Annotated in this window: 11 protein-coding genes; 8 read left to right on the top strand and 3 right to left on the bottom strand. The window is 39.5% G+C overall.

Translation table 11 applies throughout. The features are described from left to right. The 8 genes from gldN to BLS35_RS21615 all read left to right on the top strand — a co-directional run bounded on the left by gldN (position 1) and on the right by BLS35_RS21615 (position 14,373). Complete coding sequence (gene gldN / locus BLS35_RS21655; RefSeq protein WP_254779035.1) at positions 1-951, top strand: type IX secretion system ring subunit PorN/GldN; 951 nt, start codon at positions 1-3, stop codon at positions 949-951. Positions 952-1,130: 179 nt separating this feature from the next. After that, a complete protein-coding gene (locus BLS35_RS21650) occupies positions 1,131-1,739 on the top strand; it encodes an RNA polymerase sigma factor (protein WP_090785481.1) in 609 nt (202 codons plus the stop codon). A gap of 77 nt (positions 1,740-1,816) precedes the next feature. Next, positions 1,817-3,031 carry a FecR family protein gene (locus BLS35_RS21645; RefSeq protein WP_090785478.1) on the top strand — a complete coding sequence of 405 codons (1,215 nt, stop codon included), beginning with the start codon at positions 1,817-1,819 and terminating at the stop codon, positions 3,029-3,031. A gap of 279 nt (positions 3,032-3,310) precedes the next feature. Then, the gene (locus BLS35_RS21640) at positions 3,311-6,751 is read left to right on the top strand and encodes a SusC/RagA family TonB-linked outer membrane protein (protein ID WP_165973370.1); all 3,441 of its coding nucleotides are present in this window, start codon (positions 3,311-3,313) and stop codon (positions 6,749-6,751) included. Positions 6,752-6,769: 18 nt separating this feature from the next. Next, a complete protein-coding gene (locus tag BLS35_RS21635) occupies positions 6,770-8,206 on the top strand; it encodes a RagB/SusD family nutrient uptake outer membrane protein (protein WP_090785471.1) in 1,437 nt (478 codons plus the stop codon). 40 nt (positions 8,207-8,246) lie between these two features. Continuing rightward, on the top strand, positions 8,247-10,655 hold the full coding sequence (locus tag BLS35_RS28220; RefSeq protein ID WP_254779032.1) for a BNR-4 repeat-containing protein: 2,409 nt from the start codon (positions 8,247-8,249) through the stop codon (positions 10,653-10,655). A gap of 65 nt (positions 10,656-10,720) precedes the next feature. Beyond that, positions 10,721-12,412, top strand: coding sequence for a glycoside hydrolase family 99-like domain-containing protein (locus BLS35_RS21620; RefSeq protein WP_090785468.1), 1,692 nt, complete (start codon positions 10,721-10,723; stop codon positions 12,410-12,412). A gap of 59 nt (positions 12,413-12,471) precedes the next feature. Beyond that, on the top strand, positions 12,472-14,373 hold the full coding sequence (locus tag BLS35_RS21615; protein WP_090785465.1) for a glycoside hydrolase family 127 protein: 1,902 nt from the start codon (positions 12,472-12,474) through the stop codon (positions 14,371-14,373). A gap of 166 nt (positions 14,374-14,539) precedes the next feature. Here the strand turns inward: BLS35_RS21615 and uvrC are convergent, their stop codons facing one another. Genes uvrC through BLS35_RS21600 form a run of 3 tightly spaced genes read right to left on the bottom strand, consistent with a single transcriptional unit; the run spans position 14,540 to position 21,317 of the window. Then, positions 14,540-16,354 carry an excinuclease ABC subunit UvrC gene (gene uvrC, locus BLS35_RS21610; protein WP_090785463.1) on the bottom strand — a complete coding sequence of 605 codons (1,815 nt, stop codon included), beginning with the start codon at positions 16,352-16,354 and terminating at the stop codon, positions 14,540-14,542. 24 nt (positions 16,355-16,378) lie between these two features. After that, positions 16,379-18,598, bottom strand: coding sequence for a penicillin-binding protein 1A (locus BLS35_RS21605; protein WP_090785461.1), 2,220 nt, complete (start codon positions 18,596-18,598; stop codon positions 16,379-16,381). Position 18,599: 1 nt separating this feature from the next. After that, positions 18,600-21,317, bottom strand: a complete 2,718-nt coding sequence (locus tag BLS35_RS21600) for a type IX secretion system periplasmic lipoprotein PorW/SprE (RefSeq protein ID WP_254779030.1) — start codon at positions 21,315-21,317, stop codon at positions 18,600-18,602. Positions 21,318-21,368: the final 51 nt, after the last annotated feature.

Below are 21,368 nucleotides of genomic sequence, written 5' to 3'. Positions count from 1 at the left end.
ATGATGAAAAAGGTTTTGTATACAGTCTTATTCCTGTTTATTTGCTCGGCTTCTTTTGCGCAAAGCAACAAGAAACGAACCACTAAACCAGCGGTAAAACCTGCTGCAGTGGCGGCGCCTGTGGTAACAGCTCCGGCTGTATCTATCGATACTGTGCCGAAGGTGAAGAAAAAGATAAAAACACCTCCTAAGGATGGCTACTCTGTTAGAGTAGACGTTGACAGTAACGTAATGGTTCCGTATGCTGATGTAAGGGAAGAAGATGTATTTTATGCAAAACGTATCTGGCGTGAAATTGACTTAAGAGATACCATTAACTCTGTATTGAAAGCGGAAAGTGCAAAACTGATTGATATCTTGCTTGAAGCTGTAGGTAACGAAGAGCTGACGGTGTATTCTTCTAAGGATACAACGGCAGGAAAGATTTTGGAAGACAATGACTCGTTTAAAATTGCATTGACTGCTCAGCAGGCTTTACAAAGTGCGAGGGGGGTAACTGAAGGTGTTGCTGATTCGACAACTGGTAAAATTGCTGAACCGACATTGAGAAGGCTAAGATCTGACGAGTTTCTGAAATTCAGAATTAAGGAAGATTGGATTCTGGATATCAAGCGTTCTATTTTTGAACCAAGAATTATAGGTCTTGCACCGATGAAAATGGTTGAAGGAAACTGGCAACCAGTATTCTGGATCTATTATGATGATGCAAGAGAGTTACTAAGCAAAAAGCGTATGACTAATCCGCTTAACGATGCATCACAACTTACTTTTGACGATTTCTTCGTGAGACGTTTGTTCTCAAGTTATGTAGTCAAGGAAACAAATCCGGCAAATAAAAACATTATCGATATATTAGGTCAGACTGACCCTAAGGACACAAGAAAATTGCATGAGTCGGAGAGGATTAAGAAATCTATTTCTGATTACGAGCAAAGCTTGTGGGAGTATTAATTTAAACTCCGGAATAACGGCAAGTGAAAAAGCCCGAATACAGTTTTAATACTTGTATTCGGGCTTTTTATTTTTTATTTTCTTTTTGTTCTTTAATCTTTACTCCCCGCGCCTAATTTCATTACATATAAGGTGTTTAGAAAATAATTACAGATATTGTTCTCCGATATAAATTATAGATGGAGTCAATAGACAAAAAGGATGAAACGTATTGGATGAATACATTTAGGGATGGCGAAAGTCAGGCTCTTGAACACTTCTATAAATTACATTACAAGACTTTATGTTATTTTGCCCTTCGGCTAACACAGGACGAGTCGGAAACGGAGGACATTGTTTCTGAGTGCTTTGTGAAAGTTTGGGAAAAACGGGCTGATTTTAAAACAGCAGAAAATATTAAAGCCTATTTATACATACGTTGTCGTAATGTATGTCTTACCTATCTTAGAGATTTGAAGCGTAAAACAGCTGCCCAACAGCTTTACTTCAATCAACTTGAACAAAGTGGAAGTACCATTTTGCACGAAATTATTGAAGCTGAATTTCTGAACGTATTAGATCAGGAACTTAATGCTTTACCTGAAAGATGCAGGGAAGTGTTCAACCTTATTTATTTTGAAGGCAAAAAAACTGATGAAATTGCATTTCAACTTAATTTATCTGTAAAGACTGTTCGAAATCATAAGGCCAGGGCGGTTGATCAGCTTAAGACAGCTTTCTTGAAAAAGCATATCTCCGGGCCATTTTATCTGGCTTTTTTACTCTTTATTGATGGTTTGGGAAAATAATTGAAATTCTTTTGGGCGTTTTTACTTTTTTGGAGCTTCTATATTAAACCAATGTTAAATTATTAATTGTGCTCCATATGTTTGAAACCGAATTTCATATCTCAAAGCTTCTTGTAGGCTACTTTAGAGATCAGCTGACTGCTGAACAACTGGACGAGTTAAATGTGTGGAAAAATTCTTCGGAGGACAATGAGGTCTATTTTAATCAGTTGATGGATGAGCACGTTGTTCAAAATAAGCTGCAAAGATTTCAGGAGCTTTCGAAAAATATTGAACAAAAGGTTTGGAATAAAACTTTGGAAAAACTTGGTGATTCTTTTCCGGTAGTAGGTGCCAGTGATAAAGGTAGTGCGATGTTGAGTCTTTGGTCGAGAATTGCAGTTGCGGCAGCTGTATTTTTGGTAATTGCAGGTGGTCTCTGGTTTTATAAGCATAATACTAACCAGAGATTATTAATGGCTACCCATATCAATGATATCCCGGCAGGGAAAACTACCGCTACTCTAACATTGGCAAATGGTAAGAAAATTGTGTTATCGGAGGCAATGAATGGTCAGTTGGCCGAAGAAACAGGTGTGTCGATTACCAAAACGGCCGATGGGAAGTTGGTTTATAAAATGAGGGGTAAGGACAATGGCGAAACCAGGTACAATACGCTTACCACCAGAAACGGAGAACAGTATCAGGTAATTTTACCAGATGGAACTTTTGCGTATTTAAATGCAGCTTCGTCAATTACCTTTCCAACAACCTTTACGCATGCTAAAAAAAGGGAAGTTACTTTGGATGGCGAAGCTTATTTTGAGGTGGCTAAAGACAAAAAACATCCCTTTATTGTAAAAACGAACACGCAGCAAGTGGAGGTTCTTGGAACACATTTTAATGTGAAAAGTTACGCCGATGAATCCACTGTGAAAACGACTTTGCTGGAAGGAAGTGTTAAAGTAGTTTTCAAAAATCAACGGGCTATATTAAAACCTGGGCAGCAATCGCTGGTTAATCCCGGATCAAATAATGAAAATATCAGTATTGATTACGATGCGGACGTTACTGAAGCAATTGCCTGGAAAAATGGGGTATTTGAATTTAAAAATGCGAGTATAGAAGAGCTGATGTTGAGTGCCGCACGCTGGTACGATTTAAATGTGATTTATGAAAAGAACTTACCTGATCTTAAAATTTCAGGAAGAATATCCCGAAATGTAAATTTCTCAGGCTTTATTAATCTATTGAAATTTGGCGGTGTGAAATTTAAAATTGAAGGAAAAAATATAACTGTACTAAACGAATAAATTGAAGATCCACAGGTTAATAAAACCTGAAAAACTACCAATTAACCAAATATTAAACCTAAAGCAGTAATCATGAAAAAAAGATACCTGGAATAAGCTGGGATTTTGGGAAACAAATAGCCGGTAAGTGTTGGTCCACTTAACCGGCCGTATTTGGGTTCCCAACTATCAGACTCGACTAATTGAACTAAAAGCGTTTAACCCAAACAATACGAAAGTATGAAATTTAAATTGAAGCCCGGGGCTATGTGGTCCGGCATGCCTAAAATTTTTTTGGTTATGAAATTAATAGCTATTATTTTATTTATAGCACTTACAGAGCTGCATGCCAGTAGTTTTGCCCAAAAAATATCTATTAAGGAAAGGAATATATCTGTTGAAAAAATACTCTCGCTTATTGAAAAGAAGAGTAATTATCATTTTGTATATTTTAGCAAACTGGATATGCTTAAATCCAAAAAACTAAATGTTGATTTTAATGAGGCTCCCATTAATGATATATTAGACAAATGTCTGTCAGATTTGCCTGTAAGCTATACCATTATACAGCAGACCATTGCATTAAAAGAGAATACCCCTGTTATTAAAAACCCGTCTGAAATTGTTCAGCAACTCAGAATAACCGGTATAGTTGCCGATGAAAACGGGAAGCCACTTCCTGGTGTTACCATTCGGCTTAAAGGCACTACTATTGGTGTAACCAGTAATAATTTAGGTGTATTCACTTTAAATGTTCCGGGAAATAAGGCTACACTTGAATTTAGCTCCATCGGATATGAATCGCAATCAATAGATGTTAATGGACAAACTGAAATTAAAGTAAAGTTAAAGCCTGCATATTCAAAGCTTAATGAGATTGTGGTTGTGGGATATGGTACCCAATCGCGTAAACTAGTCAGCTCTTCCATTTCACAAGTTGATGGGGCAAGCTTGGCCAATCAGCCTGTGGGTACCCCTGGTGAGGCTCTAGCTGGTTTAGCCGCTGGTATTCAGGTTCAAAGTGATCAGGGCGCAAAACCCGGAGAGGCACCGACGATACGTGTTCGGGGGATTAGTTCATTAAGTTCATCTAATGATCCGCTGTACGTAGTTGATGGATATCCATTAGAGTCTTCCGCTAATTTTACATTGCTGAACCCGAGTGATATTGAGTCCATAGAAATATTAAAAGATGCGGCTTCTGCGTCGATTTATGGATCCAGGGCTGCAAATGGGGTAATTCTGGTTACCACTAAGCGTGGTAAAGTAGGTAAAACCGTATTTGCACTTTCCAGTCATACTGGGGTGCAAACCGTAACTAGTCTGGTTGATGTTTTGAACCGGGATGAGTTTATCTCCAATATGAAAGATATTTATCGGATTAACAAAGGAGCTTACCCCAGTATTTTTAATACAAGTCCTACTACGCTGCCTGATGTTAACTGGCAGGAGCAGATATTCAGGAATGCTGCAATCAGTAACATAGAGTTTAATGCTTCGGGGGGTAGCGATAAGATCAGATTCAATGCTTCTGCAGGATATTTTAAGCAGAAGGGGGTGTTAATTGGCACTGAATATAGCCGGACTACTGTACGGGTAAATTTGGATGCTGATATCATCAAGAATCTAAAATTCGGATTCTCCGTATCACCATCATACACTGAACAATATAGGCAACCTGCTTCAGGACAGTTTAGTGGTGCGGGGGTTTCTGATCAACTCATAGGTGTACCAGGTCTGCTCTCCAATTATAATCTTCCGGGTCCGTTAAATCAAGCCCTTACTATGCCTCCGGTAGTACCTGTTTATCGTGACAATGGAGATTTTGCAGAGGCTTATGATCCAGCTTTAAATTATATCTTGCCACCGGCCTCACCTTTCTTTCCTACAAATTATTTTAATCCGCTTAATATTATTACTCAGGCTATTAACAGGGGAAGGTCTTTTAAAACACTCAGTAATGCCTTTTTAACTTATACCCCAATTAAAGGATTAACCTTGAAAACTTTCATTGGTGCCACATTGGAGAATACATTGGTTCATGCTTATATTCCTGCAACAATGGCTTCAAGCCAGTCTCCGATGGCCTCATTTTCCAACCCATCACTTGTCGGAATCTATGCTTCTGATAATGCACGTAATAGCTTTGGATGGGTATGGGAGAATACAGCAACATTTGATAAAACTTATGGCAAGCATCATTTCAATTTATTGGGACTATTCTCGGCACAAAAATACACTTCGCAGATTAATTATACAGCTGGCTTACCGGGAACTTTTGTGACAACTGCTGTAGAGAGTCCATTGGCTTCTACAAATACCATTGGTACAGAAGGGTTTGATGCCAACGATTTTGTCTCCTATGCTGGAAGGCTGACTTATGACTATAATAAAAAGTATTTGCTTACTGCAGCCATTAGGCAGGATGGATCTTCCAAATTTGGCCCAGGTAACCGTTACGCAGTATTTCCATCATTTTCTTTGGGTTGGAGATTAGGTGAAGAACGTTTTCTTAAGCCAATATTGGAAAAGGTTAGTGTTAATGAGCTAAAATTAAGAGGGGGCTATGGTAAAACTGGTAATGCCAATATTGGAAGCTTCACTTATGCCAATTCAATTGCACTCAACAAGAATTATGCATCAGGGAGTGCCAAAATTTACGGGGCACAACAAGTAGGTTTTGCCAATCCATATCTGACTTGGGAAAAGAACACTCAAACCAATTTTGGTGTTGATTTGGGCTTGTTAAATAATCGGGTTACCCTTACTGTAGATTATTTTAACCGCATTTCTGATGGAATGTTGTTGAACAAGGCATTGCCTGCAATTGTAGGCTATGCTTCTTCTTATAAGGCTAATCTGGGAAGGCTAAATAACAAAGGACTAGAATTTAGCGCCAACACAAATTTTAGTATTGGTAGTGTCAAATGGAAAGTAAATGCCAACCTCTCTAGTTACAGAACTAAGGTCCTTGACCTTGGAGGACCATCTGCTTTACCGGCTGTTGCTGCTATTTTTGGATGGAATAATGCTTATCAGGTAAAAGTTGGGCAGCCACTTGGCATTATGTATGGCTATACTGTACTTGGTGTTTTTAAAAATGCTACCGATCTCAGCAGTTATCCTCATGTGCCTGGTGGAAATAAAGTTGGAGATTGGATTGTAAAAGATCAGGACGGAGATGGAAAGGTTAATGCAAATGATATAACCGAGATAGGTCATGGCTTACCTGATTTTACTTACGGGTTAACCAATACCTTTCAATATAAAAGGTTTGATCTGAGTGTGTTAATACAAGGAGTTCAGGGTGTAAATATAATTAATGGTAATTTAAGACAGCTTTTAGGGGGTAATGGAAACCTGAATACTTCTAAACGCTATTATCAGAATTATTTTGATCCTGCGCAGCCGGACCGTGATGTAGAATTTCCAAAACCAGCTAATGGGAGTAGTATTGGTACTACCAATGCACTTGTCAAAAATGCCGTGGAAAATGGATCTTACCTGCGGGTAAGGAATATTACCCTTGGTTATCAGCTGAATGAAGCGCTGATCCGTAAAATTTCACTTAAAACCCTGCGGGTTTACGTAACAGGTCAAAACCCATTTCTTATTACTAAGTACAGCGGCTATAATCCCGAAGCGAGTGTAAACGGTTCAGACCCAACTACACCAGGTGTAGATCAGGGTACTTATCCAACTGCAAGGACTTTTATTGTAGGTATAAATGTCGGATTCTAACCATTAATCAGATTGAAAATGAAAAATATAAAATATAAGTTGGGCATACTTATAGTTGCCTTAATGCTCTTCTCGATCCTATCGTGTAAGAAATCATTTGTTGACATCATTCCACAAGGCTTAGTTCCGGTATCGACTTATTACGCATCGGAAATAGACATAAAAAATGCCTTAACTGGTGCCTATAACAGTTTAAGACCTGTTTATAACAATCAATGGGCATTTGCCGAATTGCCATCGGATAATACCCAGACTGTTGGGGAAACTGAAGCCGCCTGGGGAGAGCAGGATAAATTAAGCTGGATAGCTTCTTCGACCAATATACAAGCTGCATGGGCCAGATACTACACCAGTATCGCTTATTGTAACCTGGTATTGGATCATATCGGTCCAGTACCTATGACGGAAGCTAACCGGAATAGCTATATAGGTCAGGCAAAATTTTTACGTGCACTAATGTATTTTAATCTGGTCCGCATGTTTGGTGGGGTCCCATTGGTACTTAATGAAATTACTTCCGAAAGTCAGGCATATAGTTACGATCGTGCCCCGGTGGCCGAAGTGTATGCTCAGATAGAAGCAGATCTGACTGTGGCTGGGTCGGTATTACCTTCAAGCTATACAGGTGTTAATGTTGGAAGGGTCACGAGTATTGCTGCTAAGGCGCTTCTTGGAAAGGTCTATCTATTTGAAAACAAGTTTCCGGAAGCTGAATCAAAATTGGCAGAGATTATTCCTTCGGCACCTAGCCCCCTCATTAGTTATGATCAGGTATTTGGTTTGGGACGTGATAATAATGCTGAAATTATTTTTTCAATTCAATATTTGACTGGTGGTTTTAGTGAAGGAAATACCTTTGCAAGTGGGTTTGTACCACAATTGTCTGGTACTACCATTATTGGTGTTACAGCTACGAGTTTGAACCTGGGATCAAAGGATCTTTACAATTCGTTTGAACCTGGAGATCTTCGCTTTAACGTGTCTATAGGTGCATTTTCTTCTGGATCAACAGTTTATTATTATGCTAAAAAACTAATTTATTCAACAGTTCCCTCAGGAAGTGAAGGTGATAATGACTGGCCTGTATTGCGTTGGGGCGATGTGATTTTGATGTATGCGGAAGCATTAAATGAAAATAATCGTACTCCTGAAGCTTTAATTCAATTGAATAAAGTAAGGACGAGGGCCGGATTAACCCCAAAATTAAATCTGACTAAGGTTGATGCAAGAATCGCAATACAGAAAGATAGGCGCATAGAATTGTGTTTTGAGGGCGAAAGATGGTTTGACCTTATTCGTTGGAATATTTTCATCCCAGTAATGGAGGCTTTTAAGACAAATTATCCACCAACAAGCGGTGCTTTTGCCAATATTGTTCCTGAGATGAGCCTCTTTCCCATTCCAACAAGAGAGCGAAGTTTAAATCCAAATTTAAGCCAGAATCCGGGGTATTAGACGCTGGTTGAGGAATTATTGATACTTAATAACCTAATAGATGTATAAAATATTTTTATATACTGCTTTCGCCTGCCTGTGTTTTATTTTCATAAGCACACTATCGTTGAGTCAAACTAAAAGGCAGATCGCACCTCAAAATAAATCGGCAATAACAATTACTCCGATTGCTAAAGGCTGGGCAAACAACTCTATTAATGTAGTCCCATACCGTAAAAACTCATTGGTTACTTTTAAAGATAGACAGTATGCCGCTTATTACGATAGTGCCCATTATGTTGTTTTAGCAAAACGAAAGTTGAACACTTCGGTATGGGAAATTGTGAGAACTCAATACAAGGGAGATGTAAACGATGCACATAACTCTATCAGTATTATGGTTGATGGGGATGGATATTTACATCTTTCCTGGGATCACCATAGTTACGGAAAACATCTTACCGCGCTAAATTATTGCAAAAGTGTAGCACCAGGCGCGCTTAAGCTATCTAATAAAATCAGTATGACCGGCATACATGAAGATAAGGTTACTTACCCGGAGTTTTACAAACTTCCTAATGGCGATTTGTTGTTTTTCTTTCGGGATGGAGAATCGGGAAATGGAAATGTAATCATGAATCGCTATGCGTTAAAAACAAAAAAATGGACTCAAGTGCAGCATGCATTTATTGACGGTGAGAATTTAAGAAATCCATATTGGCAAATTGCAATAAGTAAGTCGGGGGTTATTCATTTATCCTGGACCTGGCGGGAAACACCAAACGCGTCGTCTAATCATGATATCTGCTATGCCAAATCTTCAGATGGAGGCGTAACATGGACTAAATCAAACAATGAAAAGTATGTGCTCCCTATTAAGCAATCAACTGCCGAGTATATTAAACGTATTCCGCAAAATAGCGAATTGATCAATCAGACTTCAATGAGTATAGATGATGCAGGTACACCATACATTTCAACTTACTGGAAAGAAAATGGAGATATAGCGCCCCAATATCACCTGATATATCTTAAAAATCATCAGTGGGTAAGTCTGGATCTTGGCTTTAGACGGCGTAATTTCTCGCTTAATGGTGGCGGGACAAAAGGGATTCCTATTTCCAGACCTCAGGTAATTACCTGGAAAGACAAACAGCATGTTTCTGTGGGGGTTGTGTTTAGGGATGAAGAAAGGGATAATAAGGTGTCAATTGCTATTTGCCAGGACATCGAAAACCCGCGATGGGACTGCTTGGATTTGACCACTAAAGGAGTGGGCTTGTGGGAGCCGACTTATGATTCGGAACTTTTGGAAAGTAAGGGGATTCTCAATCTGTTCTTGCAAAAGGTTGAACAGAAGGATAATGACGGGAAAGTTTCGGTGGCATCCCAAATTATTTCTGTTCTGGAATGGAAGCCTTCAAATAAAATAATCCCACAGTTTTCAGCTGGATATGATCCGCTTAGTGTTGGCCATAAAGTGACCGATAGGTTTATTGAATCCGCTCATGTGTTATATGGTCCGACCATCGCCTACTCGGAAGTTTGTACCTGGTATGGGGCATTGAAATTTGCTGAGGTTAGTAAGAACCCTCAAAAAACAACCAAACTGGTTCAACGTTATGCTTCTTTTTTTGGAGCAGATAAAAAACTAATGCCTTTGCACGACAATGTGGATCATTCTGTATTTGGTGCTTTGCCATTAGAAGTATACCGTCAGACAAAGGATGATAGGTATCTTAATACAGGTAAACTTTATGCTGATAACCAATGGACTGTGCCGTTAGGGGCAAAGTTGACCGATTCGCTTAAAAACTTCGTGGAACAAGGACATTCCTGGCATACCAGGTTATGGATTGATGATATGTATATGATTACCCTGCTGCAGGTTCAGGCCTATAGAGCTACAGGAAATGTGGTATACATTAATCGTGCTGCAAAGGAGATGGTGTTTTATTTGAAAGAGCTTCAAAAGCCTAATGGCTTATTTTATCATGCTCCAGATGTGCCTTTTTATTGGGGAAGAGGCAATGGCTGGATGGCTGCAGGTATGACAGAGATGTTAAAATCATTGCCGCTGAATAATCCTGACCGACCTTTTATTTTAAAAGGTTATCTAACCATGATGAAATCTTTACTTAAATACCAGTCTGATGGTGGTATGTGGAGACAGCTGATCGACGATAGTGGTTCGTGGGTGGAGTCTTCCAGTACTGGGATGTTTACTTATGCGATGATTGTTGGTGCAAAAAACGGATGGTTAAAAGATCCAAAATACTTAGTCGCGGCAAAAAAAGGATGGAGAGGCCTCGTTGATCAAATCAATGAAAAGGGCGATGTTAAGGAGGTATGTGAAGGGACAAATAAGGAAAATAACCGGCAGTACTATCTGGATCGCAAAAGGATAACAGGTGATTTTCATGGCCAGGCCCCTGTTTTATGGTGTGCTTTTGCCTGGTTAGAAAAATAAGTTAAATATTATTAATAACATTATTAACCCGTTGACTTTAAGTAGTCAACATAAATTATTTAGACATGAAAATAAAATTCAAATGGCAACTTGGGTTGCTTCCTATCTTGTTTGTACTTGTGTTTGGTGTTTTTTTCTCTTGTAGTGCTGCCAAAGCTACGGGAGATTTGGTTACAAAATACAAAAATGTGTTAATTCTGGGTAACAGTATTACCAGGCATGGACCTAAACGCGATATAGGCTGGTCCGGTGATTGGGGAATGGCTGCTTCGGTCAGAGATAGTGATTATGTGCATCTATTGATTAAGAAATTTCAGGCTATTGAGCCTAATGCCGTTGTTCGTTTTAGAAATATAAACGATTTTGAAAAGGGATACTGGAATTATAATCTATCGCAATTGGATGATCTAAAACAATCAAAGCCGGACCTAATTATCCTTAGACTTGGCGAGAACGTAGAACCTGGCACGATGAAGGCGAATGACTTTAAAAAGTACTATGCTGGTCTCATCTCTTATCTTATTGCGGATAATCCAAAGGCTAAAATCCTTAATGCCTGTTCTTTTTGGAAAAAGGAGGCTGTTGCAAGTGAAATTAAATCAGTAAGCGAAGCACGAGGTGATCAATTTGTGGATCTGAGCGCGCTATCAAAAGATTCGACTAATATGGCATTTGGTAAATTTGAACATAAAGGAGTTGCCATGCACCCTTCAGATAAAGGAATGAAAGCAATCGCTCAAAAAATTTGGGAGGCATTATATAAGGAAAATCGAAGCTCTTCAGTTATTCTTGGCGCTTACTATTTTGATGGATGGGCAGGTTTAACACCGCATCTTACCCCCGAATTGGCTAATGACTTTCCAGAACGTAAACCAATTTGGGGCTGGGTAACCAGCAAGCAAGATGTTATTGAAGATCAGATAGACCTTGCCGCTAATTCTGGACTTTCATTTTTTAGCTTTTGCTGGTACTTCACCACGATCGGAGAGTTTAAGGATAATCCCAGAAACAGGGCATTATCTTTCTACCTAAATGCAAAAAATAAGGAGAAGTTAAAGTTTAATCTCCTTGTTGCAAATCATGACAATTACATTATTGGTCCGCAAAATTGGAACTACCTGTGTAAATACTGGATAAACCTTTTCAAAAACCCTCAATATGTTAAAGTTGAGGGTTCACCATTGTTAACTTTTTTCAGTGCTCCAAGCTTGATTAAAAGTTTTGGATCGGGTGAAAAGGTTAGTGCTGCATTGAAAGAACTAAGAGCGATGGCAAAAGAAAATGGATTGCCAGGAGTTACCGTTGCTATTTGTCAGAATCCTGACAGTAAGGCCTTTCAGATGGTTGCCGAATGTGGTTTTGATATTGCTACAGGTTATAATTATCATGAATTTGGTTACGAGAAGAATCAGCCTAGTGTGCCCATAGAAAGACTGGAAAGTGGGAGTGTATGGGTTTGGAATGCACTTAGGAAATCTCCATTACCTATCATACCTACAATTACTACGAACTGGGACCCAAGACCATGGCCAATTCAATATAAAAACTCTCCGGGTTATACGGGGTATTCGGAAAAGTCTGTTGAATCGTCAATTAAAGCAGTTAGGAAATTTATGGACGATAATCCTGATGAAATAACAAAAGAAAGGTTTGCATTGGTGTATGCCTGGAATGAATATGGTGAAGGTGCCTGGTTGACTCCCTCAAAGCCATTGAAAAAGTCTTTGTTAACAGGAGTTAAAAACGGTTTAAAGTAATAAACTGGTGGATCATTGGTTGGTTGAGCAAGTAGTTGACAACTATAAAAGGGTATTTTATGATAAACAGAAACATAGTGTTGGTTACGCTATTGTCTTTTACCATGGCGTATGGTAAATTATTAGCGCAAAATAAAGGTAGAGTGTCGGTATCTGATGTGCTTGAACCTTCATCGGGGATGCATTTAACCGGATATTTAGGTGGTAAATTGGAAGAGTCTATTGCCAATCGTATTCTGGTTCAGGATGTGGACAAGCTTATCGAGCCATTTAAAGTTGAAAATAGGAAGGAAACCCAGATGTGGCAAAGTGAGTTTTGGGGCAAGTGGTTTACATCGGCTGTGCTTGCGTATAAGTATCATCCTTCAGTTCAACTTAAGCAGGTATTGGAGAAAGCCGTCAGGGGGTTACTTGCTACGCAAACACCTGACGGCTATATTGGCAACTATGCAATGTCTCATCGTTTGGAGCAATGGGATATTTGGGGCAGGAAGTATTGCATGCTGGGTTTACTTTCCTACTATGACCTTACCAAGGATGAAAAAAGTCTTAATGGGGCAAGCCACATTGCTGATAATTTAATAAGTGATCTGAATAAAAAAGACGGTATTATTGTGACTAAAGGTAACTACAAAGGGATGGCGGCCTCATCTGTGCTTGAGCCTATTTGTTTGCTATATCGATATACCAATAATGTGAAATATCTTAATTTTGCAAAAGAAATTGTCAGACAATGGGAAAGGCCTGATGGCCCACAGTTGTTAAGCAAGTCTAATATAAACGTAAGTGAACGTTTCCCCAAACCCAAAAACTGGTATAGTGCAGAACAAGGACAAAAAGCTTATGAGATGATGTCTTGCTATGAGGGCTTACTTGAGCTTTATCGGTTAACGGGTAATGATAGTTACAAGCAGGCGGTTGTAAACAGCTGGGAAAATATTAGAAATACAGAAATCAATATTGCTGGTTCAGGTGCTTCAACAGAAATGTGGTTTGGCGGAAAAGAAGTACAGGATTTTCCGGTACATCATTATCAGGAGACTTGTGTGTCTGTTACCTGGCTTAAACTAAATAACCAATTGTTACGGTTGACGGGTGAAAGTCGATATGCTGATGAAGCAGAAAGGACTTATTACAATGCTATTTTAGGTTCTATGAGTGTTAATGGATCGACTTGGGCAAAGTATACACCATTGAACGGACAGCGTTTGCCTGGGAGTGGACAGTGCGGTATGAATTTGAATTGCTGTGAGGCCAGTGGGCCAAGGGGACTGTTTAATTTTCCATTTCATATCGTAATGGGTAGAAGAGAGGGTTTACAAATTAACTTTTTTGTTCGGGGGACTTATCAGCTGGAAAGCCCCTTGGGCCAAAGACTTAAAGTTATTCAGTCTACCGATTATCCAAAGTCGGGAAGTATGAATGCAGAGCTGGATATCAATAAACCCGAAGCATTTGAAATTAGCATTAGAATCCCAGAATGGAGTAACGTCAATAAGTTAACTGTAAATGGTGAGACTGTTGCTGATGTTAAGAATGGGGGGCTGACCAGGATAAAACGCATTTGGAAAAGAGGCGATAAAATTTCACTGGAATTGGATATGCGTGGCCGGCTTATTGAAAGTGGAAACGGAGTTCGGAGTTTTGCAATTATGCGCGGACCGATTGTGTTGGCTCGGGATTCCAGATTTGAAGGTATTGGGCTTGCAGCTGTTTTAAAACCCGTAACTGATCAGCAAGGGTATGTCCTGCTTAAGAAATTACCGGATAATCCGACTGAATATTTTATGCATTTTGAGGCTGAATTTATTCCTGAATCCTATACGGAAACTCCGGCAGGACCGGTGGCAATATCTCTGTGCGATTATGCTTCGGCCGGGAATGGGCATAAAAGCTCATTTTATGAAGTATGGATGCCTCAATTAATTAACCCAAAAAACAACGGATCATTTCATCAATAAATACCAATTCAAATTGTTACTCAATGAAAAGAAATATAAATGAAGAGATTGTTTAACACAGGAGGACTTCCGGCATCCTCTTTTAGATCTGGTGATTGGACAATAGAATAGCGCGTTTCCCCTTTACGATAAATTCGGGACAACAATCGCGTTATGATATGCTGTCTTAATCTTTATTTGTTATACTTTTAACAAAGTAATCCTGCAAGGCTTTAAGCTGCGCTTTATTCAGCACCTTTTCCAATTCTGCTTCTTTTGCCTCTTTGATCTTTTTTACAGACTTGAAATGCTGTAGTAATCTATCCGCTGTAGTTTTTCCAATACCTGGGATTTGCTCCAGTTCTGTTTTGAGTGTACCCTGATCTCTCTTCTTTCTGTGGAAGGTAATACCGAAGCGGTGGGCCTCATCACGCAATTGCTGAATGACTTTTAAGGTCTCAGATTTCTTATCCAGATAGAGCGGATATGGATCTCCCGGGAAGAATAATTCTTCCAGTCGTTTGGCAATTCCTATTACAGTTACCTTTTTATCTATGCCTAGTTTTTTTAAACTCGTCATAGCAGACGAAAGCTGGCCCTTACCACCGTCAATGATGATCAATTGAGGTAGCGGGTCCTCTTCTTCTAACATGCGCTTATATCGTCTGTAAACGGCTTCCTCCATTGTAGCGAAATCGTTGGGGCCTTCAACCGTTTTTACATTAAAGTGTCTGTAATCTTTTTTAGAGGGTTTAGCATCTTTAAACACTACAATCGCAGATACTGGATAAGCGCCCTGGAAGTTGGAGTTATCAAAGCATTCGATATGTTTAGGCAGTTTAGTCAGCCCAAGATCTTTTTGCATTTGCGTAAGGATCCTGTCTGTCCGCAAATCTGGGTTTAACTTCTCGTACTGGTTCAATTTCTCCTTTTTGAAGAAGAGTACATTTTTCTGCGAAAGTTCGAGTAGCTTTTTCTTTTCGCCCAATTTTGGAACCGTAAACTTAAGATTCTCATCGATCAAGGTAATATCGAAAGGAACGATGATTTCTTTTGAGGTACTGTTAAATCGGCTACGGAATTCGGTAATGGCAATGGTCAATAGTTCTTCATCAGTCTCGTCCAAACGCTTCTTGATCTCGATGGTTTGGGTTTGAATGATGCTACCGTTCATTACTTTCAGGTAATTTACAAAAGCATAACGCTCATCCGAAGCAATACTCACCACATCAATATTGGTAATGGCGCTATTTACAACGGTCGACTTACTTTGATATTTTTCCAGTACCAGCAATTTGCGCTGGTATTGATGGGCAAGTTCAAAGTTTAAATCGGCAACGGCCTTTTTAATGATTTGATTTACATCCTTGATGACATTACCTATTTTTCCATTGAGGATATCTTTGATCTCCTCAATATTAGAATCATAGTCTGCCGCACTTTGGTAAGCCTGGCAAGGTCCCTTACAGTTTCCTATTTGATATTCCAGACATACTTTAAACTTCCCATCATCGATGTTTTTAGCATTCAGAGGCAAGTTGCAAGTCCGCAGGGGATAAGTTTCCTTAATTAAGTCAAGAATGGTGTGCATCATCCCTACAGAGGCGTATGGGCCAAAATATGTGGATCCATCCTTAATCATTTTTCGGGTCCAGTACAAACGCGGAAAAGGCTCTTTTTTGATGATGATCCAGGGATAGGTCTTGTCATCTTTGAGCATGATGTTGTACCGTGGTTGATGCTTTTTAATTAGGCTGTTCTCTAAAAGCCAGGCATCAATTTCGGTGTCGACAATGGTAAAAGTGATTTTACGGATTTTAGAAACCAGAACCCTGGTTTTGCCATTCATTTGGTTGTCCTTATTAAAATAAGAGCCAACCCTGTTTCTTAAATCCTTGGCCTTACCAATATAAATCAGCATACCATCCACATCCCAATACTGATATACACCAGGATTATGTGGAATGTCGGACAGGGCCTTTTTATAATCGAAAGCACTCATGGAAATATAATAAGCTATGGGTTATTAAAAACCTAATTTTTCTTCTGCTTCAGGCTTTTGTTCCTGTTCTTGATATTTGTCACAATCAAAAGTAATAGATACTCCATCTTTAGGAGCAACAAAGTCTGCCTGTGAAATTTTCAATTTAGGATTTGCGTAAACACGTTTCATGAAGCCTGCAAAGATTGGCAATGCCGTTGTTGCACCATCACCACCAGCAGTACTGGTAAAGTGGAATGCACGGTCCTCACAACCAGTCCAAACGCCGGCAACCAATTGCGGACTGATACCCATAAACCAACCATCGGAGTTGTTTTGTGTCGTTCCTGTTTTACCACCAATTGCAGCTTTAACACCATATTTGGACGCTAAGCGCCAGCCTGTGCCGTTAGTGATTACACCTCTCAGCATTCGGGTCATAACATAAGCTACCTCTTCATTCATTGCTGGTTTAGGGATTGGTTTTTCGCTGTAAAGTACAACACCATTCTTGTCTTCGATCCTGACAATGTAACTAGGCTTGGTCCAAACGCCTTTATTGGCAAAAACACTATAGGCGCCAACCATATCGTAAACAGAAGCATCAAATGAGCCCAGTGCGATAGATGGGTAAGCGGGTACATCAGAGGTAATACCCATCTTTTTAGCCAATGTGGCTACTGCAGTTGGCCCAACTTGTTTCATTAAATAGGCTGCAATATAGTTTTGTGATAGGGCTAATGCTTTTTGTAGCGTGATGTAACCTGGAACTGTACCAGAAGATTTTGGGGTCCATGCTGGACTACCCGGAATTTCGATAGTTACTGGTTCATTTAATACCTTATAGCATGGTGAATAGCCATTTTCTATAGCCACAGCATAGGTGAAAGGCTTCGCGGTAGAGCCCACTTGCCTGGTTCCCATTTTTACCTGGTCGTATTTGAAATGCTCATAACTAATGCCGCCAACCCATGCTTTAACAAATCCTGTTTGAGGATCCATCGCCATCATGGCATTTCTAAGTAACATTTTATAATATTTTACCGAATCGATTGGTTTCATGAGTGTATCGATATCTCCTTTCCAGGTAAAAATGTTCAATCTGGTTGGGGTATTGAAATCTTTCATGATCTCTTCTTCCGATTTTCCTTCCGTTTGAAGGGCTTTATAACGGTCTGATCTTTTAATACCTTGATCGATCTGCAACTCTTTACCTTTAAAAGGGTTTCTACCCTTCCAACTTTTGTCAAATGAAGCTTGCAAGATTTTCATGTATTCTCGCTGTGCCTCCTCGGCATAGGTCTGCATGTCGTAGTTTAAGGTAGTATAGATCTTTAGACCATCTCTGTCCAAATCATAAGGCACACCATTATTGGTGATGTTACGCTCCTGGAAAATTCTTTTGATATCTGTTTTTAGTACAGCCCTGAAGTAAGGAGCGATACCGTCATTTACTGTTGCGGCAGTAAAATGTAGACCAAGCGGTTTTTCTTTTTCAGTTTCGTACTTCTGCTCATCTAATAAGTCGGCCTTTACCATTAAGCCCATAATGGTGTTTCTTCGCGCTAACGAACGATCAGGGTTACGAGTAGGAGAATATCTGCTGATACCTTTAAGGATACCAATTAGGGTAGCCGATTGTGCAACGGTTAATTTATCTGGAGTAGTATCAAAATAAACTCTTGCTGCCGATTTGATACCGTATGCCTGATTACCAAAATCAACTGTATTCAGGTACATCACCAGAATCTCTTCTTTGGTATAATTGCGCTCTAACTTTACTGCAATTACCCATTCCTGGAATTTCTGAAGGATACGCTTGGCAAAGTTTTTTTGTCTGCCTTCTTCAGAGAAAAGGTTTAAGGCAAGCTGTTGGGTAATGGTACTCCCGCCTTGTTTTTTTCCGACAAGGGCATAGAGAAATATGGTAAATGTACGTTTGAAATCGATACCTGAATGTTCTTTGAAACGAATGTCTTCTGTAGCAATTAAGGCATTGATGACATTCGGAGAAATTTCCTGATAGCTGATGTTGGAACGGTTTTGTATAAAATAAGTACCCAATACTTTGTTTTCATCATCCAGGACTTCTGATGCCTGATTACTTTTAGGGTGTTCTATATCTCTGAAAGAGGGAAGGGTACCAAATACGCCAAATCCAATAGCCATAATGAACAGTGCAAACACTACGATTCCACCTATTAATAGCTTCCATAAACCAAAATTGTACTTCCTGATATCTTCTTTCGAAAGTTGTTTGTTCATTTTAATAATTGTTTTTATAAAATACCAGGTACTTGTTTATTAAGTCTTTACTGGTTAATTTATCAAAGTTTTCTTTGCTGATGATGAAGCTGCTGTAGATGTTAGCAGGTACTTTCATGATCTGTTTTAATTGAGGCGTAATCCCCGAAGCATAAGCTTTCGCGTCGTCAAAATTACTAAAGTTCCCTACATATACCAGCTGATCATTGTCAAATTCTTTCAGTTGGTGCTTTAAGTTAGATCCGGCATAGTTCCCTCTATTGAATTGTCCGATGCCAAATCGCGATGAACTGAGGGTTAAAGAAGCATCCGCCACATCAATCACAAAATAGTATTCCTTAGAGACAGCTGTGCTGAAAATGCTTTCAACTTTAACCGGATCGGGTGTGGTTGGCTTCTCTGCGTTTGCAGGGGCAATCACTTTTTCTGTAGGTTTAACTGCTATAATTTCTTCAGTTTTGGTTGCCGGTAAAGATGGCTGAACTACTGCGGGTGTCGGCACAACAGTCGGAACAGTCGTGGAAACGGGTTGCTGTACTGGAGCAGGCGTGTAGGCCTGTGCTGTTTTGAATGGAGATTCTGCGGGATCAAAATCAGGCAATGCAATTCTTCTTTTTTGGAAGTCGGCCATATGCGTATTGATATAAGCAATATGGTCTTTTATCAGTGGGGTGATCAGCCTGTCATCTGGGAACGCTGTCGTGATTCCATTCAAAGCGGTTAAAAGTGGGTCTATAGGGTTTGTTCGTCCTATGGAGATGGCTTTTAAATAGGCGTACTGTGGAGATAAGTAGTTTTCACCGTTCGTCTTTTGCGCTTCGTCGACATGCTGAATAACACCGTTGAAATCTTTCTTTTGGTATTGGTCAAAGATGTCGTTGTATTGCTTGTTGATCGTCGTTTCCATTTCTGTCTGCTTGATAGAGAAAGAAGGATCAAGGATTGTTTTTGCGTATACGGAGTTAGGATAATCCTTTAAAATCTTGTTTTTGTATTTTTCGGCTTTGGCCTCATCTTTATTTTTAGAAATGAGGAATAGGCTATAATAGGTGGCTGACAAATGATTGTTTGCTGGATACCGGGCTAAAAGAATTTGATAGACTTCTTCAGCCTCTTCCTGGTCATTGAGCTCTTGTAGATAGAAATTAGCGATGTCGTAATAGGCATCAATGATTTTCTGATCTGATTTGGCTAGTAGCTCAGGAGTGGTAGGTAAGGCATCCGTATAGGCCTTGATCTCTGCTTCTTTACCAGCTAATGCCAATGCATTTTGTCCTGGATCCGTAACTGCAGGGTTGTTAATGACATTTGTAATCTCCTGAATCGTGGTTTGTGCTGAAGAACGGATACTTTGGCGCCAGTTGTTCTCTAGCTTTCTGTTTCCCCATTTCTTTTTGAAATCTGAATAACCAGTGCTTAAGGCCGCTGGGTTATTAAAATAGAAGGTGCTGGAGGCTGGTGCTTTCTTGCTGCCAGGTTCAAAAGCTCCAAATGGAGGAATAGCTGCGTTGTTTTGAGCAGGAGCCAAAGGTTTATCTACTACAGGAACCAATATGGCTTGTATTTTAACCAGGCGATCTTGTTCTGGTAGTTTAGCGATGGCCTGTAGCGTGTCTTCTTTTGAAATGGTCTGGTAACGACTGGTTAAGTATTCCAGATTTTGGGTCTTTTTAAGAATGATGTCGTAGCCAGGGTAGTTTTTAGGAAGCGTATTTACAGCACTATCATAATACAGTTTTGCATTTAGATAGTTATGCAGCTGTTTAAAGTTAAGATCGGCGATCCTTAAATAAGAAAGACCTTTTTGATATTGGTTTTTTGTACTCTTTTGAATAGACTTTCTATAATGTTTTATGGCCTTTTCATAATCCCCATCTGCGGAAAGGCTTTCGCCAATCTGGTAATAGACCTGGTCGTTGTAATCTGTATTTTTATCGTCCTTTAAAAGCGCTAGCAGTTCATCCTGACGATTAGTTTTTTTAGTACTCAGTAAAGCATTTAACTTAATCTGGTTTAGGTTGGCATTAAAATACATTTCGAAGGGCGCATTGCTTCTTTCGACTTTTCTGTAGTTTAAAGATGCCTCTTTATAGTTTTTCTGTTGCTCCGATAATTGAGCCAGAATATAAGTCCACCTGATTTTGTTTTGGCTATTGTTGCTTTCCTTAATGGCCTCCTTTAAATAGGAGATAGCCTCTGGATATTTATGTTGATAAATAGCCATTTGCGCTAGGGTTGCTAAAGGTTCAGATGTATTTTTCTTTAAGCCGGCAATGGCATAAGCTAGGGTATCGAGTTCATGTTTAGCTTCACTAAGCCTTCTTACCTGCATTAAACTTCTGGCTTTCCAGCTTAAAGCTTCGATATAACTTTTTTCGCTTTTTTTAAAGTTCTTGGTGGTATAGTCGAAATATTCTGTTGCATTAAAGTAGTTCCCTTTATAAAATTGAGCCTTACCCATCAGGTTATAGGCATCATCAAGATAATTGCTGTAGGTTTTTTCAAGAATGATGACTTGCGCTTTTTTAATTATCTCATCCATTGATTTGCCACCTGCACCATCTTTTGCCATGAAATTGCTATCGATCTCTGGTCCGAGGTAAACAGGTAAAATCTGGTCGTAATTTTCTGGAAAGGTTTCGGAGAGCTCTTGCTGATGGGCAGCAAGTATGACATTTGAGTTGTATATATAATTATATCGAGCAGTTAAGTTTTGCATACTCCTGGTGGTCGCATTTTCTTTTTGTGACCCGCAGGCGTATATTATACA

The sequence above is a fragment of the Pedobacter sp. ok626 genome (assembly GCF_900100435.1).
In the GTDB taxonomy this organism is placed as follows: domain Bacteria; phylum Bacteroidota; class Bacteroidia; order Sphingobacteriales; family Sphingobacteriaceae; genus Pedobacter.
Note: the sequence above shows the minus strand (reverse complement) of the source record. Positions and strands in the feature narration are given on the sequence as shown.